This window comes from Pseudochrobactrum lubricantis, from assembly GCF_041929865.1.
Taxonomy (GTDB): Bacteria; Pseudomonadota; Alphaproteobacteria; order Rhizobiales; family Rhizobiaceae; genus Pseudochrobactrum; species Pseudochrobactrum saccharolyticum.
Window position 1 is genome coordinate 92,233 of sequence record NZ_JBHEEE010000004.1, and the last position, 15,113, is coordinate 107,345.

The 15,113-nt window shown below is 52.9% G+C and carries 13 protein-coding genes; 9 read left to right on the plus strand and 4 right to left on the minus strand.

All coding sequences use genetic code 11. The annotated features are described in order from the left end of the window. The first annotated feature begins 286 nt into the window (after positions 1-286). From JNC80_RS09650 to JNC80_RS09675, 6 genes are all read left to right on the plus strand, one after another. Positions 287-958, plus strand: a complete 672-nt coding sequence (locus JNC80_RS09650; protein ID WP_151158319.1) for a tetratricopeptide repeat protein — start codon at positions 287-289, stop codon at positions 956-958. A gap of 59 nt (positions 959-1,017) precedes the next feature. Continuing rightward, complete coding sequence (gene der / locus JNC80_RS09655; RefSeq protein ID WP_151158317.1) at positions 1,018-2,457, plus strand: ribosome biogenesis GTPase Der; 1,440 nt, start codon at positions 1,018-1,020, stop codon at positions 2,455-2,457. 86 nt (positions 2,458-2,543) lie between these two features. Next, positions 2,544-3,125 (plus strand): histidine phosphatase family protein, encoded by a 582-nt coding sequence (locus tag JNC80_RS09660; protein WP_376710188.1) that lies wholly within the window; start codon positions 2,544-2,546, stop codon positions 3,123-3,125. A gap of 100 nt (positions 3,126-3,225) precedes the next feature. Then, positions 3,226-4,188: an L-threonylcarbamoyladenylate synthase gene (locus tag JNC80_RS09665; protein ID WP_151158312.1), complete on the plus strand. Its 963-nt coding sequence runs from the start codon at positions 3,226-3,228 to the stop codon at positions 4,186-4,188. A gap of 20 nt (positions 4,189-4,208) precedes the next feature. Beyond that, positions 4,209-5,627, plus strand: coding sequence for an FAD-binding oxidoreductase (locus JNC80_RS09670; protein ID WP_376710189.1), 1,419 nt, complete (start codon positions 4,209-4,211; stop codon positions 5,625-5,627). A 588-nt stretch (positions 5,628-6,215) separates the two neighbouring features. Further along, positions 6,216-6,782, plus strand: coding sequence for a DUF6101 family protein (locus tag JNC80_RS09675; protein ID WP_376710381.1), 567 nt, complete (start codon positions 6,216-6,218; stop codon positions 6,780-6,782). A gap of 141 nt (positions 6,783-6,923) precedes the next feature. On the opposite strand, the gene JNC80_RS09680 is transcribed toward JNC80_RS09675, so the two are convergent. The 3 genes from JNC80_RS09680 to purD all read right to left on the minus strand — a co-directional run bounded on the left by JNC80_RS09680 (position 6,924) and on the right by purD (position 11,016). Continuing rightward, positions 6,924-7,676: a crotonase/enoyl-CoA hydratase family protein gene (locus tag JNC80_RS09680; protein ID WP_376710190.1), complete on the minus strand. Its 753-nt coding sequence runs from the start codon at positions 7,674-7,676 to the stop codon at positions 6,924-6,926. Between the two features lie 2 nt (positions 7,677-7,678). After that, a complete protein-coding gene (locus tag JNC80_RS09685; RefSeq protein WP_376710191.1) occupies positions 7,679-9,445 on the minus strand; it encodes an acyl-CoA dehydrogenase family protein in 1,767 nt (588 codons plus the stop codon). 263 nt (positions 9,446-9,708) lie between these two features. Beyond that, positions 9,709-11,016, minus strand: coding sequence for a phosphoribosylamine--glycine ligase (gene purD / locus JNC80_RS09690; RefSeq protein WP_376710192.1), 1,308 nt, complete (start codon positions 11,014-11,016; stop codon positions 9,709-9,711). Positions 11,017-11,118: 102 nt separating this feature from the next. On the opposite strand from purD, the gene ubiA reads away from it, so the two are divergent. Further along, positions 11,119-12,102: a 4-hydroxybenzoate octaprenyltransferase gene (gene ubiA / locus JNC80_RS09695; protein ID WP_376710193.1), complete on the plus strand. Its 984-nt coding sequence runs from the start codon at positions 11,119-11,121 to the stop codon at positions 12,100-12,102. Between the two features lie 50 nt (positions 12,103-12,152). Here the strand turns inward: ubiA and pdxH are convergent, their stop codons facing one another. Then, complete coding sequence (pdxH, locus tag JNC80_RS09700) at positions 12,153-12,764, minus strand: pyridoxamine 5'-phosphate oxidase (RefSeq protein ID WP_022711642.1); 612 nt, start codon at positions 12,762-12,764, stop codon at positions 12,153-12,155. Positions 12,765-13,233: 469 nt separating this feature from the next. On the opposite strand from pdxH, the gene JNC80_RS09705 reads away from it, so the two are divergent. Next, positions 13,234-13,665: an RT0821/Lpp0805 family surface protein gene (locus JNC80_RS09705; RefSeq protein WP_338019243.1), complete on the plus strand. Its 432-nt coding sequence runs from the start codon at positions 13,234-13,236 to the stop codon at positions 13,663-13,665. Positions 13,666-14,023: 358 nt separating this feature from the next. Then, entirely contained in the window at positions 14,024-14,944 is a 921-nt protein-coding gene (locus tag JNC80_RS09710; RefSeq protein ID WP_376710194.1) for a DnaJ C-terminal domain-containing protein, read from the plus strand. Positions 14,945-15,113 lie beyond the last annotated feature (169 nt).

Below are 15,113 nucleotides of genomic sequence, written 5' to 3' on the forward strand. Positions count from 1 at the left end.
GCCATTGATTTGAGCGCTAGAGCGGTTTACGTCCAGATTGGATCATAGCGCTCGCTCTAAATTCTTTATTTGGTCGCATTATCACGGGCGTCAAGTTGATCCAACTTGACTGTGAAATGCTCTAAGCAGCGCAAATTAAGGAATTATGCAGGAATTCGCAATCAGGACTACCATCTGTCGGCGATTCCGACTAAAAGCCGGATAGGTGTGTTAAGTTGCGGGCTGTGTATATAGTCCGTGCTCTTGATGCATATTCGATAATCTTGACAAGTTTCACAGGGTATTCATGACAGACGACAGCTTTATCCGCGAAGTCAACGAAGAGCTCCGCTCAGAACAGGTACGCGCTGTATGGCGGCGTTTTGGTCCGGTTTTGATCGGTGGCGCGGTAGCCGTTGTTATCGGTACAGCCGGTTATGTCGGTTATGAATATTGGCGTGAAAGCAAAGCGGCAGTGTCGGGCGATCAGTTCCTGACAGCGCTTGATCTGGCCGGTGAAAAGAAAACAGATGAAGCCCTGAGCGCGCTGAAGAAGCTGGAAACCGAAGGTGCAGGGTCTTATCCGGTTCTGGCACAGTTGCGCACAGCAACATTGCTTGAGCAGAAAAAAGACATGGCCGGTGCGGTCACTGCTTTTGATGCGGTTGCGGCAGACAGCAAGGCACCGGTTGCCCTGCGCGATGTTGCCAAGCTGCGGGCTGCCTATATTCTGGTGGATACCGGCTCTTATGAAGATGTTGCAAAACGTGCGGAAACACTGAGCGCGGATGGTAATCCGATGCGCGGTTCTGCCCGTGAAGTGCTGGGTCTGGCTGCTTATAAGGCAGGTCGTGCAGACGATGCGCGCAAACTGTTCCAGCAAAATGCGGATGACGCGGCAATTCCTGCCAATCTCCGCCAGCGTGCCAATACAATGCTTGACCTGATGCGCAGTACAGAGACTGCAGCAAAAGGCTGAAACACTCATTAGGGCGGGACGGTTTAAGTACCGCTCTATAATACGGAAAAATAAGCTGAATGAGCTTTACACTCGCAATTATCGGACGTCCGAATGTCGGCAAGTCCACACTGTTTAACCGCATTGTCGGGCGCAAACTGGCGCTGGTCGATGATACGCCGGGTGTTACCCGTGACCGTCGTATCCACGACGGCAAGCTCTATGATCTGCATTTCAAAGTTATTGACACTGCCGGTCTGGAAATTGCCGAAGCCGGTACGTTGGAAGGCCGTATGCGCGCGCAGACCGAAGCCGCAATCGACGAGGCTGATGCGGTACTGTTTGTGATTGATGCAAAAGCCGGTCTGACGCCGACGGATATTGAATTCGCGCAGCTGGTACGCAAATTCAGCAAGCCGATTATTCTGGTTGCCAATAAGTCTGAAGCCCGCGGCGCTGATGCCGGTCTTTATGATGCCTATCGTTTGGGTCTGGGCGAGCCTTGCCCGATCTCCGCTGAACATGGTCAGGGTTTGCCTGATCTGCGCGACGCGATTGTGGAAGCGATCGGCAAAGAAAAAGCTTTTGCGGAAGAAAAGGCCGAAGAAGAATTTACGCAGGAAAAAATCGGCGCTCTGGTTGGTGAAGATGTCAGCGATGAGGATGAGGAAATCATCCCTGAATATGACGCGACCAAGCCGCTGCGCATTGCCATTGTCGGACGCCCGAATGCCGGTAAGTCCACAATGATTAATACAATGCTCGGTCAGGATCGCCTGCTGACAGGCCCTGAAGCCGGTATTACCCGCGACTCGATTTCCGTTGAATGGGAATGGCGTGGCCGCGAAGTTAAGCTGTTTGACACCGCCGGTCTGCGCCGCAAAGCGCGCGTGCAGGAAAAGCTGGAAAAGCTCTCCGTTGCCGATGGTCTGCGTGCCATTCGTTTTGCGGAAGTGGTGATTATCGTTCTCGATGCGACCATTCCTTTTGAAAAGCAGGATTTGCAGATCATCGATCTGATTATCCGTGAAGGCCGTGCGCCGATCATCGCTTTCAATAAATGGGATCTGATCGAAGACCGTCAGGCATTGCTGGCTGATCTGCGTGAAAAGACCGAGCGTCTGCTACCGCAGGTACGTGGCATCCGCGCTGTGCCGATTTCCGGTGAAACCGGCCACGGCATTGATAAGCTGATGGAAAATGTCGAGATGACGCACCGTATCTGGAATACGCGTATCTCCACAGGTCGTCTGAACCGCTGGCTTGAAGGTGTGATTACCCATCATCCGCCACCGGCAGTGGCTGGGCGTCGTCTCAAGGTCAAATATATGACGCAGGTCAAGACACGCCCGCCGGGCTTCATGGTGTCGTGCTCGCGTCCTGATGTGATGCCGCAATCCTATGTGCGTTATCTCATCAATGGTCTGCGTGATACATTCGAAATGCCGGGCGTGCCAATCCGCCTGTCCTTGCGTACATCGGAAAATCCTTTTGCCGGACGGGCCAAGAAGAAACGCTGATGTCATCTTGATGATGTATTTTAAAATCCTGCCGGAAGTATTCCGGCAGGATTTTTTATTGCCGGTAACAGATTGGCGGGAATGCAATGCAGCTGATTTTTCTGAGCCATCCGCAGGTTGTTGTTGATCCGGCTGTTCCGGTTGAACATTGGCATTTGTCACAAGCGGGCAGAGCTGCATTACAACAGTTTCTCGAGAGCAATATCTGGCCGGTGCCGGATATGATCTGGAGCAGCACGGAAACCAAAGCGCAGCAGACTGCCGCTTTATTGGGCGCGTATTTTAACAAGATTGTGCAGAGCCATAGTGCCTTGGGAGAAAATGACCGCTCCGCAACGGGTTTCCTCCCTCCGGCAGAGTTTGAACAACTTGCTGACCAGTTCTTTGCTCAGCCGCTTCATTCCGTGCGTGGTTGGGAAAGAGCGGTGGATGCACAGGCGAGAATTTGCACGGCAGTTCGTGACATTATGGATGCTGCTGCCAAAGCTCAGCATAAGGCCGTTATCATCTGCGGTCATGGGGCAACCGGCACATTGCTTTATTGTGCGCTGGCCGGATTGCCGGTTTCCCGCCGCTATGATCAGCCCGCGCAGGGGCATTATTGGCACTATGATGACGGGGCAAAACAGATGCTGCATCATTGGCGAAACATCAATGATCGCAGCTGACAGGGATTACAGTCTTGCATCGCGTTTCATGGTTCTGTAGTCAGAGAACATGCAGGTCCTGACAGTGCTGCCAGCTTGCAAAAAATTGCAGGAGCGCGGCATGGCACAAATTATTTCTACTGACATTTCATCTCTTGAACTAGCTGCAAATGCGCTGGGCACAGGCAAACTTGTGGCTCTGCCGACCGAGACTGTCTACGGACTGGCCGCCGATGCCACCAATGGCAATGCGGTTGCCGGTATTTTCTCTGCCAAAGGCCGTCCGCATTTCAATCCGCTGATTGCGCATATGGCGACGCTTGCAATGGCCGAGCGCTATGTGGTGTTTGATGATCTGTCCCGTAAACTTGCGGAAAAATTCTGGCCGGGGCCGCTGACACTGGTGCTGCCGGTGCGTGATGGTGCGGAGATACATCCGCTGGTAACCGCCGGTCTCACAACACTGGCCATTCGTATGCCGCGCGGGTCGGTGCGTGAGATCATCGCCATGCTTGACCGCCCGCTGGCCGCGCCGAGTGCCAATAGTTCTGGGCGTATCAGCGCCACCTCGGCACAGGCGGTGCAGGATGATCTGGGTGCCAAACTCGATCTGATCGTTGATGGCGGTGCCTGTGTGGTGGGGTTGGAATCCACCATTGTTAAAATTGAAAATGGTCAGGCATTTCTGCTGCGTCCGGGTGGTTTGGCAGCGGAAGAGATTGAAGCCTTTCTCGCTCAGCCTTTGCATCGTCTGGATCAGCGTGCGGCCATTCAGGCACCGGGCATGATGGCGTCTCACTATGCGCCGGATGCAGCGATGCGGTTGAATATCTCTGAAGTGCGTGAAGGCGAGGCGCTGCTGGCTTTTGGCGCACAGCGAGCAAGTAGTGCTGATAAAGCCGTTGCGGTGCTGAATCTGAGCCCATCCGGTGACTTGCATGAAGCTGCCGTGCATTTGTTTGATTATATGAAAAAGCTGGATGCAGCGGGGGCGAAGACGATTGCCGTTGAGCCGGTGCCGCATCATGGTCTGGGTGAGGCAATTAATGATCGCTTAGCGCGCGCGGCTGCGCCGCGCGAATAACTGGTACTGGGCGGAAACAGATGATGACGATTTCAGAAGAGTTGATCGCACGCTTCACTGCAATTGTCGGTGAGAAAAATGCACTCCGCGATCCCGCCGATCAGATTTCTTACTTAAGCGAACCACGCGATCTGTTTCATGGCCGCGCTGCTTTGGTGCTGCGCCCTGCATCGGTGGATGAAGTCTCTGCCATTATGAAACTGGCATATGAGACTGCAACACCTGTTGTGCCGCAGGGCGGTAATACCGGTCTTGTCGGTGCGCAGCAGCCGGATAGCAGCGGACGGGCGATCATTCTCTCGCTGTCGCGCCTTAATAAAATCCGCAATATTGACACGATCGGCAATCTTGTCACGGTTGAAGCCGGTGTGGTTTTGCAAAATCTGCAGGAAGCCGTGCAGGATGCGGGACGGTTGTTTCCTCTGTCCCTCGGCGCGGAAGGTTCCTGCCAGATTGGCGGCAATCTCTCATCCAATGCCGGTGGTACGGCTGTGCTGGCCTATGGCAATATGCGCGAATTATGCCTTGGTCTTGAAGTCGTCTTGCCGGATGGGCAGGTGCTGAATGATCTGCGTCGCGTGAAAAAAGACAATACCGGCTATGATCTGCGTGATCTGTTTATTGGTGCTGAAGGCACGCTCGGGGTTATCACCGCGGCTGTGCTGAAAATGCACCCGCAGCCGAAAGGCAAAGCGGTCGCCTATGCCGGATTGCAATCGCCGGAAGATTTGGTGCAGCTGTTCCGTTTGGCGACCGATCAGGCGGGGCAGGCGCTGACCGGCTTTGAGCTGATGCCGCGCATTGGCATGGAATTTATCCTCCGCCATATCGGAGAAGCGCGTGATCCGCTGGAAAACGCCTATCCGTGGTATGTGCTGATTGAGATTTCTTCCGCCCGCTCTGAGGCCGATGCACAGGAAATGATGGAAGCTGTTCTGACACAAGGTTTTGAGGTCGGACTGGTGCAGGATGCAGCCATTGCGCAAAATGGTGCGCAGGCTGATCTGTTCTGGAAAATGCGTGAGGAAATGTCTCCGGCGCAGAAGCCGGAAGGCGGCTCAATCAAACATGATATTTCTGTGCCTGTTGCTTCAATCCCTGCATTCCTTACGGAAGCGGCGATTGCGGTTGAGGAAATGATCCCGTCCGCGCGTGTGGTTTGTTTCGGCCATATTGGTGACGGCAATCTGCATTATAATGTTTCGCAACCGGTCGGGGCGGATAAACAGGCATTTCTCGCACGCTGGCATGAGCTCAACCATCGCATCCATACGATTGTGATGAGTTATAATGGTTCCATCTCGGCAGAGCACGGTATCGGCGCGCTGAAGCGTGAAGAATTGCGTGCCTTTAAACAGCCGCTGGCGCTGGAATTGATGCACCGGATCAAACAGGCTTTTGATCCGAAGAATATTATGAATCCGGACAAGCTGCTTTGAACTGAGCCATGTTAAAGTTTAAACATTGAGCCGCCGTTTCGTTAAGAAGCGGCGGCTCAATTGTTAAAAACAGGCCGTTTTGCCCACCGCTCATCATAAACGAGCGGTAAATATCCACATTCTGAGCAGCAAAAACGCGGTTAGCAAAAGATTGATGTGCTGTCCGGCGTGTTTAACGCGGATTTAATGTCCACAGCCTCAGCCTTAATAACTGGTTGCTGCCGGATTGCGGTTTTCAGACAATCTTCAGATTTGGAAGCTCCGGAAGCGGTAAAATGCTGTTGGCGAAGCAGAACGGACGCTTATTGTTTAGCTCTTGTTAAAAATCATGAATATTCGCTGATTTTCATGGTTTAAATGCTGTTTACCGGTCTTTCCGAAGTCTTACTTCTGCTTGGCAGATAGTTGGAATCTGTAAACCATTCCCGCAAAGACAGAAGCATTAACCCTGTCATTTAAGCAGATTGGTGACTTTGCCGCGCTATTCTTGTGTCCAACGAAGCCAAAAAGGCTCGCAAATATAACAGGACCGAAAATAAAAATAACAGCGGTTCTCAGAAGCAACAGGGCGCGAAAACAATGAACCAGATGCTGGAAAAACAGGACAAACCAGTTTGGGCGAGCAGGGAGATCCGTCTCGATCCTTTCCAGTTCCCGCAGAGCGTATCTTACGCTTCAACGGGCGAGCAGGAAGATGTGACTTTCACGATCAATGAGCGTGGCGCAATGCTGCGACGCGTATTGCCTTCCAGCGGTTTGCCAATGTCTGTGGCATTGCCTGCCCATGTGTTTCTTGGCGTGACCGCCCGTGCAGTTGAAGATGAACAGGGTCTGATTACTGTGACATTGGAACTGATGCACGAAGATCCGCAAATGTCTGTGCCGCTGCTGGTGGCGCATGATCTGGATGATGTTGCCGCTGACTGGCATGCATGGGCGAATGCTTACAAGCTGCCGATGCTTCTGGTTGAGGCCGATGGTGTTGCCCGTCCGCTTCATGACAGCATTGGCGGTGTTACTGCTTCGGCCAGCACAGAGCGTCGTCAGGGGCAGGAGCCGCGTCGTCGCCGTCCGCGTTTTCTGGCACGCCGCAAAACCGGTTCGCTGGGCGTGAGTTTGAAGATTTCTGGCCGCGAAATTATTTCGCGAGTTTAAAAAGTTGAGATTATCTCGCGAGTTTAAGAAACCGAAGACTGTCTCGCGCGTTAAAGAATTAAATATGTGATCTCCAGTCACAGAACATGCAAAAAACCGTATGCTTGAAGGGGCATACGGTTTTTTGCATTATGACTGAAATTATTTTTTGCGGGAAAGAAATGCGCCGACAGCCTGTGCAGTCTCGGCAGATTTCAGGCGATCAGCAAAAATCTGAGCCTCGCGGTCGATCCGGTCTGTGAGCGGTTCGGCGGCACTGCGCAGCAAATCACGGGTCAGTTGCAGAGCCGCAGGCGGGCGTGCGGCAAGCTTTTGAGCGGTTTTCAGCACTTCCGCTTCCAGTTCATCTTCCGGCACAACGCGCCAGACAATACCAGCTTCCAGCGCCTGTTGTGCGGTCATGGCTTCTCCCATTGCCAGCAGAGCAAAGGCACGCTGATAACCCATGATTTTAGGAGCAAGCAGGCTTGAACCGGCTTCCGGTACCAGACCAAGATCAACAAATGGCGTGTGAAACACAGAGCGCGGTGTCGCAAAGGTCAGGTCGCAATGCAGGTTCAGCGTGGTGCCGACGCCGATTGCCAGTCCGTCCACACCGGAGATCAGCGGTTTGCGTGTCAGTGCCAGCCTGTGCAGAAAGTCGATAATTTCCTCACCGAGGCTGCCTTGTGACAATGCTGCATGCATAAAGTCCTGCATGTCATTACCGGCGGAGAATGCACCGGGCTGACCTAGAATAACGCTGACACGGATAGTGTCGTCACTGTCGGCCTGTTTCAGTGCCCCGGCAATGCCGTGATACATATCACGGGTGATGGCATTTTTCTTTTCCGGCCGGTTGAGGCGGATAATCTGTACAGCATCCTGACGTTCAATCTGAAGAAATTCGCTCATCATCAAATATCCTGCAAAATTGTTGCGGCATTGCTCAGGCTGGCTGCGCCATTAAACACGACCTGTTTAAGCGCGGCAGTTTCCTGAAGCGTGTTTTCGGCAAAGAATGCGGCAAGGGCAGCAGCACGGCTGTCCTGCAATCCGGCTTTGGTGAGGTACAACGCTCCGACAGTCAGCGAGAGCAGGCGCTGATAGGGGGTAGCACCGCAAAGCGCTGTCTGACTATCGCCTTTGACAAGACAATCTTGCAGGAAGCGGGTGGCTTCTTCTGTAGCATCCAGCGCAGTTTCAAGCTGCGGAGCGACTGCGGAGAGCTTGCCGGAGGTTTTGGCCTGTCCGGCAATATCGCGTAATTCCTGCAGGAAACCATGAATATGGCCACCATTTTCCAGTGGTAATTTGCGCATCACCAGATCCATGGCCTGAATACCATTGGTGCCTTCATAAATCGGCAGGATACGTGCATCACGCAGCAACTGCGCGGCGCCGGTTTCTTCAATATAGCCCATGCCGCCATGCACCTGAATGCCGAGGGATGCAACATCCACGCCGCTATCGGTGGAGAAAGCCTTGGCAAGCGGGGTCAGCAGGCTGGCACGGTTTGCCCAAAAATCCGCTTTGGCACTGTCGGCTTTGGCCATGTCCAGCGCCTGCGCACAGGAGTAGCAAATCGCACGGGAAGCCTGTGTCAGTCCCTTCATGGTCAGCAACATGCGCTGGACATCGGGATGCTCGATGATCGGGCTCATTTCTGCGCCCTTCGGTGCATTCAGGGAACGTCCCTGACGGCGCTCCGCCGCATAGGCACGGGCTTTCTGATAGGCAGCTTCGGCAATCGCAACACCCTGAATGCCGACCAGCAGACGGGCATTGTTCATCATGGTGAACATATAGACGAGGCCTTTATGCTCTTCACCGATCAGATAACCGACAGCGCCTTTGTCACCTGTACCACCAAAACCGTCACCATAAATCATGGTGCAGGTCGGTGAGGCGTGAAGGCCGAGCTTTTCTTCCAGTCCGGCGCAGAACACATCATTGCGTGCGCCAAGCGAGCCGTCTTCATTGACCAGATATTTCGGCACCAGAAACAATGAAATCCCTTTGGTACCTGCCGGTGCATCGGGCAGGCGTGCCAGCACCAGATGCACAATATTATCGGTCAGATCATGCTCACCATAGGTGATGAAGATTTTTTGCCCGAAAATCCGGTATGTCCCGTCATCCGCCCGTTCAGCGCGGCAACGCAAGGCACCGAGATCGGAACCAGCCTGCGGTTCGGTGAGGTTCATGGTGCCTGACCATTCACCGGAAATCAGTTTTTCGAGATAGGTGTTTTTCAGTTCATCGCTGGCATGATGTTCCAGCGCTTCAACTGCACCCATCGTCAGAGTTGAGGCAATAGCAAAACCAAGGGAACCGGAGTTCCACATTTCCGCAACGGCAACCGAGAGCAAAGTCGGCAGGCCTTGGCCGCCATAGGCAGGATCGCCGGTCAGGGCGTTCCAGCCGCCATCCGTCCAGTCTTTGTAAAGTTCTTTCCAGCCTTCTGCCGTGGTGACCTTAGCATCTTTAAGCGTTGCGCCCTGATGATCGCCTTTGGTGCGTAGCGGAGTGATGCGCGTCTCGCTGAACTTTGCTGCTTCCTGCAAAATGGCTTCGACAATATCCGGTGATAATTCTGAAAACAGATCGGTTTTCAAAAGTTCCGCCAGGTCTGCAACCTGATTGAGTGTCTGGCTGATTTCAGCAAGTGGCGCGCGATACATCTGCTTCCTCCGTTTGGCGCATTCCTGTGAAAGAATGCAGCCGTAATTCTCCTGCAAATATTGGTATCGGCTTATTACGTAAACGTCAATAAAATCTCAAAAGAGCAAAACAAGAAAAAACCCGCCGGAGAGGCGGGTTTTAGGCGGGTTTTAAAAGCATGATCCCAAAAAGTGGGAACCGGTTTTTGGATGAGATTATGCTCAAATAAAGGGTTCAAACGGGATGATAATTTAATTTAACATCATTCCGTTTGTAAAAGCGATTATCGGGCCGATTTTTCCCGCTCAACGGCGCGCCAACCAATATCCGAACGGCAGAAGCCACCAGCCCAGTCGATTTTAGACACAGCCTGATAGGCTTTCGCCTGAGCCTCGGAGACTGTCTTTCCGGTGGCAGTTACATTGAGAACGCGACCGCCATTAGCCAGCAGCTCGCCATTTTTATGCACAGTGCCCGCATGGAACACTTTCACATCCGGCAGAGCATCAGCCTCTTCAACGCCTTTGATGACTGTGCCTTTGCGCGGGGAGGCCGGATAGCCTTCCGCTGCCATCACCACAGTGAGGGCGGCATCATCGCTCCAGCGGATTGAAACCTGATCCAGCATTTTATTGACCGCTGCCAGCATTATCACCAGCAGGTCGTCTTTAAGGCGGGTCATCAGTACCTGACATTCAGGGTCGCCGAAACGGGTATTATATTCAATCAGCTTAGGGCCATCTTTACCGATCATCAGACCGGCAAACAACACGCCGCTGAAAGGTGCGCCGATCTCGGCCATGCCGCGCATTGTCGGCTCGATCAGCTCCTTCATCACCCGTTCCGTCATGGCTTCATCCATGATTGGTGCAGGGGAATAAGCGCCCATACCGCCGGTATTGGCACCGGTATCACCGTCCCCGACGCGCTTATGATCCTGCGCGCTGCCGAAAGGCAAGGCTGTGGTGCCGTCACAAATGCAGAAGAAGCTGGCTTCTTCACCGTCAAGAAACTCCTCGACCACAACTTCTGCACCGGCATCGCCGAAATGGCCTTCAAAACAGGCATCCACGGCATCCAGCGCTTCTTCCAAAGTCATGGCAACGACCACGCCCTTACCGGCGGCAAGGCCATCGGCTTTAACGACAATCGGCGCACCTTGTTCGCGGATATAGGCCTTGGCCTTTGGCGCATTGTTGAAGCGGCCATAGCTGCCGGTCGGAATATCAAAACGGGCGCAGAGATCTTTGGTGAAACCTTTTGAGCCTTCCAACTGAGCTGCGGCCTGCGAAGGGCCGAATACTTTAATGCCTGCAGCGATCAGCGGATCGGTAATACCGGCAACCAGTGGTGCTTCAGGCCCAACTACGACCAGATCAATCTCAAAGCTGTGGCAGAAGGCAATCACAGCGTCATGATCGTCAATATCCAGATCAATCAGCGTGGCACATTCGGCAATGCCCGGATTGCCCGGTGTGCAATAGAGAGTGCCGAGCAGCGGAGATGCCGCCAGTTTCCAGCTGAGCGCGTGTTCACGGCCACCGGAGCCGATCAGCAGAACTTTAAGAGCGTCTGAGGGGGAGGTGGTCACAGGCATTTCTCCATATGTGCTTGAGGCTTGCTCCTCCTTTACGAAATCGGTAGAGAATTTAAAAGCATTTATGAGAATGCAACTGCGAAAGGTTTGCATAACATGGTTCAGATTCAGGCACGCGGGCAAACGGGCAAGGTTATGGACGCGCCGTCCGGCCATTGGGTCTACCGGTTATTGCCGCCAAGCCTGTGGCCTTATGCGCAGCTTGCCCGCTGGGATCGTCCGATTGGCTGGCAGTTGCTGCTCTGGCCATGCCTGTGGTCTGCAGCTCTGGTGACGAGTGCCGGTGCCAAACCCGGAGACGATATCTGGACTGTGCTGCCTTCGCTTTGGCATATGGTGCTGTTTCTGATCGGCGCAATTGCCATGCGCGGTGCCGGTTGCACACTCAATGATCTGGCGGATCAGGATATTGACGATAAGGTTGCGCGCACCCGTTCCCGCCCGCTGCCATCCGGTCAGGTCAGCCGCAAACAGGCTTGGGTCTTCTTAGGGCTGCAATGTCTGGCCGGTCTTGCTGTGGTGCTGCAATTTAACTGGTTCACCGTTGCTTTGAGTTTTGCATCGCTGGTGATTGTTGCAGCCTATCCGTTTATGAAACGTATTACTGACTGGCCGCAGCTGGTGCTGGGGATGGCTTTTTCGTGGGGCGCATTGGTGGCGTGGTCGGCGCAAACCGGTTCTCTGTCGCTTTCGCCTGTGCTGCTTTATATCGGCGCGATCTTGTGGACGATCGGCTATGACACGATTTATGCCCATCAGGATAAGGAAGATGATGCATTGGTGGGCGTGCGCTCGACTGCCCGTTTGTTCGGCGAGAAAACCAAGCTGGCGCTGATGCTGCTTTATGGTGGTGCGCTGATGTGCTTTGCCGGTGCGTTTGCCGTGGCAGAAGTACCGATGCCTGCACTGGCCGGTTTGCTTGCAGCCGGTGTGCATCTCTACCGCCAGATCGTTGTGCTGGATATTGATAATCCGGAGCAATGCCTGCGCCTGTTCCGTTCCAATAATATTGTCGGCTGGCTGATCTTTGCCGGTCTGGTGTTTGGCTCTTTGTGGGTTGTGGTTAAGCCGGTGATCTGATCCGGATCAGATAATAAAAAAGCCGCTCTGAAAAAGAGCGGCTTTTTTGTTTACGGATAGAATTTCTGTGTTGTCCAATCGCCTTCCGGTGCATCGCGTTTGAAGATCAAACGATCATGCAGGCGGAATGGGCGGTCATGCCAGAATTCAATATAGGTTGGTTTGATGCGGAAGCCCGACCAGTATTCAGGGCGCGGAATTTCACCGATAGCATAACGTGCAGTATATTCGGCAACCGCTTTTTCCAGTGCAAAACGGCTTTCCAACGGGCGGGATTGTTTGGAAGCCCATGCCCCGATACGGCTGCCGCGCGGGCGCGACTTGTAATAGGCGTCAGCTTCCTCTGCCGTTACCTGTTCGACAGGGCCGCGCACACGGATCTGACGGCGCAGGGATTTCCAGTGGAAGCACATGGCCGCTTTACCGGCTGACAGGATTTCGCAACCCTTCTGGCTCTCGTAATTTGTATAAAATACAAAGCCATGCTCATCGAAATCTTTTAGCAGCACCATGCGCACATTCGGCATGCCGCTTTCGTCTACGGTTGCCACTGCAACAGCATTCGGATCATTCGGCTCGGATTTTGTTGCATCCTCTAACCATTCTGCAAACAGACGAAAAGGTTCGGTTGCAGTTGTAAAATCATTCGCTGATGTCGTCATATCGGTATGTTCACTTGCTTGGTAATCGGAAGGCTTCAGCGGTACTTAACCCGCGCTTCCATCATCATGACCAGCATAAGTTGCATGACCGGCTGTGCTTGTGAAGACCCGCAAGTTTATTATTGTACAAAAAACCGGCTGAGATATCGGATGAAGGCCGTGTTGCGTCTTTAGTCTGCGGATCGGAAATAGCCGCGAAAACAACAAGAAATAATCACAAAACGCGAATAAACGGGCGCATATGCGGAATGCTGTGAAAACATGTTTCAGAAGCCTTTGACGGCTGCTATCGATTTGTTTACCTTCTGCACAAACCGCTTGTTAACGCAGACCGGCACATAATAAACGCCTGTTTTCAATTAACACCGGAATGTCTTTACGGATATTCTGTTCTTCAGCCTGTCAGGACGATCATTTGCCAGTCACTACAATGACTTCAGAATTACGGAAAAGCGGTTTTTTGCAGTTGATGCGGGGGGCATCCTGCCGTTTTCTTATGGTCGCCTGTACTGTTTCTGTCCTGTCCGGCTGCGCAATGTCCGGTTTTGATCTTGAAAAAGCGATGCCGGATAAAAACAGTATTACCGGTTCTGTCGCAAAACAGCCTGCTGTGACAGCAGAAGTCAATGACAGCAGTAAAGTATCGGATCAGAACACTATCCGGAATGTGGTCTCCGCTCTGAATTTCACGCAATGGGGCAAGACACCGATCCCTTGGGCTAATCCGGATACCGGCAGTCAGGGGACAATCACGACTGTCGCCGAGAAAAAGACGGATGCCGGACTGTGCCGCGAATTTGAAACCTCGCGCGAAGCCTTTGACGGCGCTGCGCTTTATCGCGGACAGGCCTGTATGGCGCAGGGCGGTGCCTGGGCTTTAACCTCTTTTGCCCCGATTTAACAATTATACGGAAATTGAAGGCCAAGTTTTGCAGATGAACGGCTATATTTGCCGTTTAACATCTGGAAAACAGCCGTATTGATACGCATATTGCTGTATAAAGCATGCCGGAACCATGCCGCGAAACACTGTCGCTGTCTTTACAAGCTGATCGGGTGTTTAATCCGCGCGGTAAAATGGTGTCGTATGCGCTAAAGCGTGTTGTGTGAAGTTTGATCTACTGCACTCGCTTTATCTTTTTGATTTGACGCATGTCTTTGTCCCAAAACCGGTACCCGCTTTTGGGAGACATGCGCTAAGCTCTTATCAGATGACAGGTGATTCTGTTTAGCAATCACCGCAGCCATGAAGGAATATTATGCGCGATCCCTATAGCGTATTGGGCGTCGCTAAAACGGCGAAGCCTGAAGAAGTAAAATCTGCTTTTCGTAAACTGGCCAAGAAATATCATCCGGACCAGAATCAGGATGATCCGAAGGCGCAGGAGAAATTTGCCGAAATTAATCAGGCCTATGAAATTATCGGCGACAAAGACAAGCGCGGTCAGTTTGACCGTGGCGAGATTGATGCCGAAGGAAAACCGGCAGGTTTTGCCGGTCATGGTTTTGGTGGCCAAGGTGGTGGTTTTCAGGGCGATCCGTTTGCCGGCTTCCGTCGTGGTGGTGCTGGCGGGCAAGGTGGCTTCCAGCAGGGTGGTTTTGACGGCGCAGAGGACATTCTGAGCAGCATTTTCGGTGGTGGCTTTGGCGGCGGCGGAAGCCGGACACGTAGTCGCGCACCGTCAAAAGCGCCGGATCTGAAAGCCTCGATCTCTGTTTCTCTGGAGCAGGCGACAGGAGCCGAGAAGGTTGAGGCGGTTTTCCCGAACGGCAAGAAACTGTCGATCAAACTGCCGAAATATGTTGAGGACGGCCAGACGATCCGCCTGAAAGGTCAGGGAGAAACCATTCCCGGTGCTGTTGACGGCGATGCATTGGTAACAATCAATTTCAAAAAACACCCGCGTTTCCGTCAGGACGGGCGTGATTTGCATCTTGATTTGCCGGTGCAACTCAGTGATGCGGTGCTTGGTGCCCGTGCTGAAGTGGAAACTTTGAGCGGACGTGTGGCTGTGCGTATTCCTGCCTGGTCAAGCTCGGATAAGATTTTGCGTCTGAAGGGCAAAGGATTGCCTAATAAAACGGGAGATGCTGCGGATTTATTCGTGCATATCCGGATTATGTTGCCTGAAAATGGTGATGAAGAGCTCGAATCGCTATTGCGTTCACGGGCAGGATAAAGTGATTCACGGGTGGATTCGCGCCCGTGAATACTGCTTTATATTGCTGACGGGAACCGTTACATATTAGAAACAACAAGCTGATATTTGCACTTAAATACCTGCTTTCAAGGGGAAGGGGGACAAAATTTACTGTCCTTGCTTGAAGCCAATGCTGTGCTGTGCGATA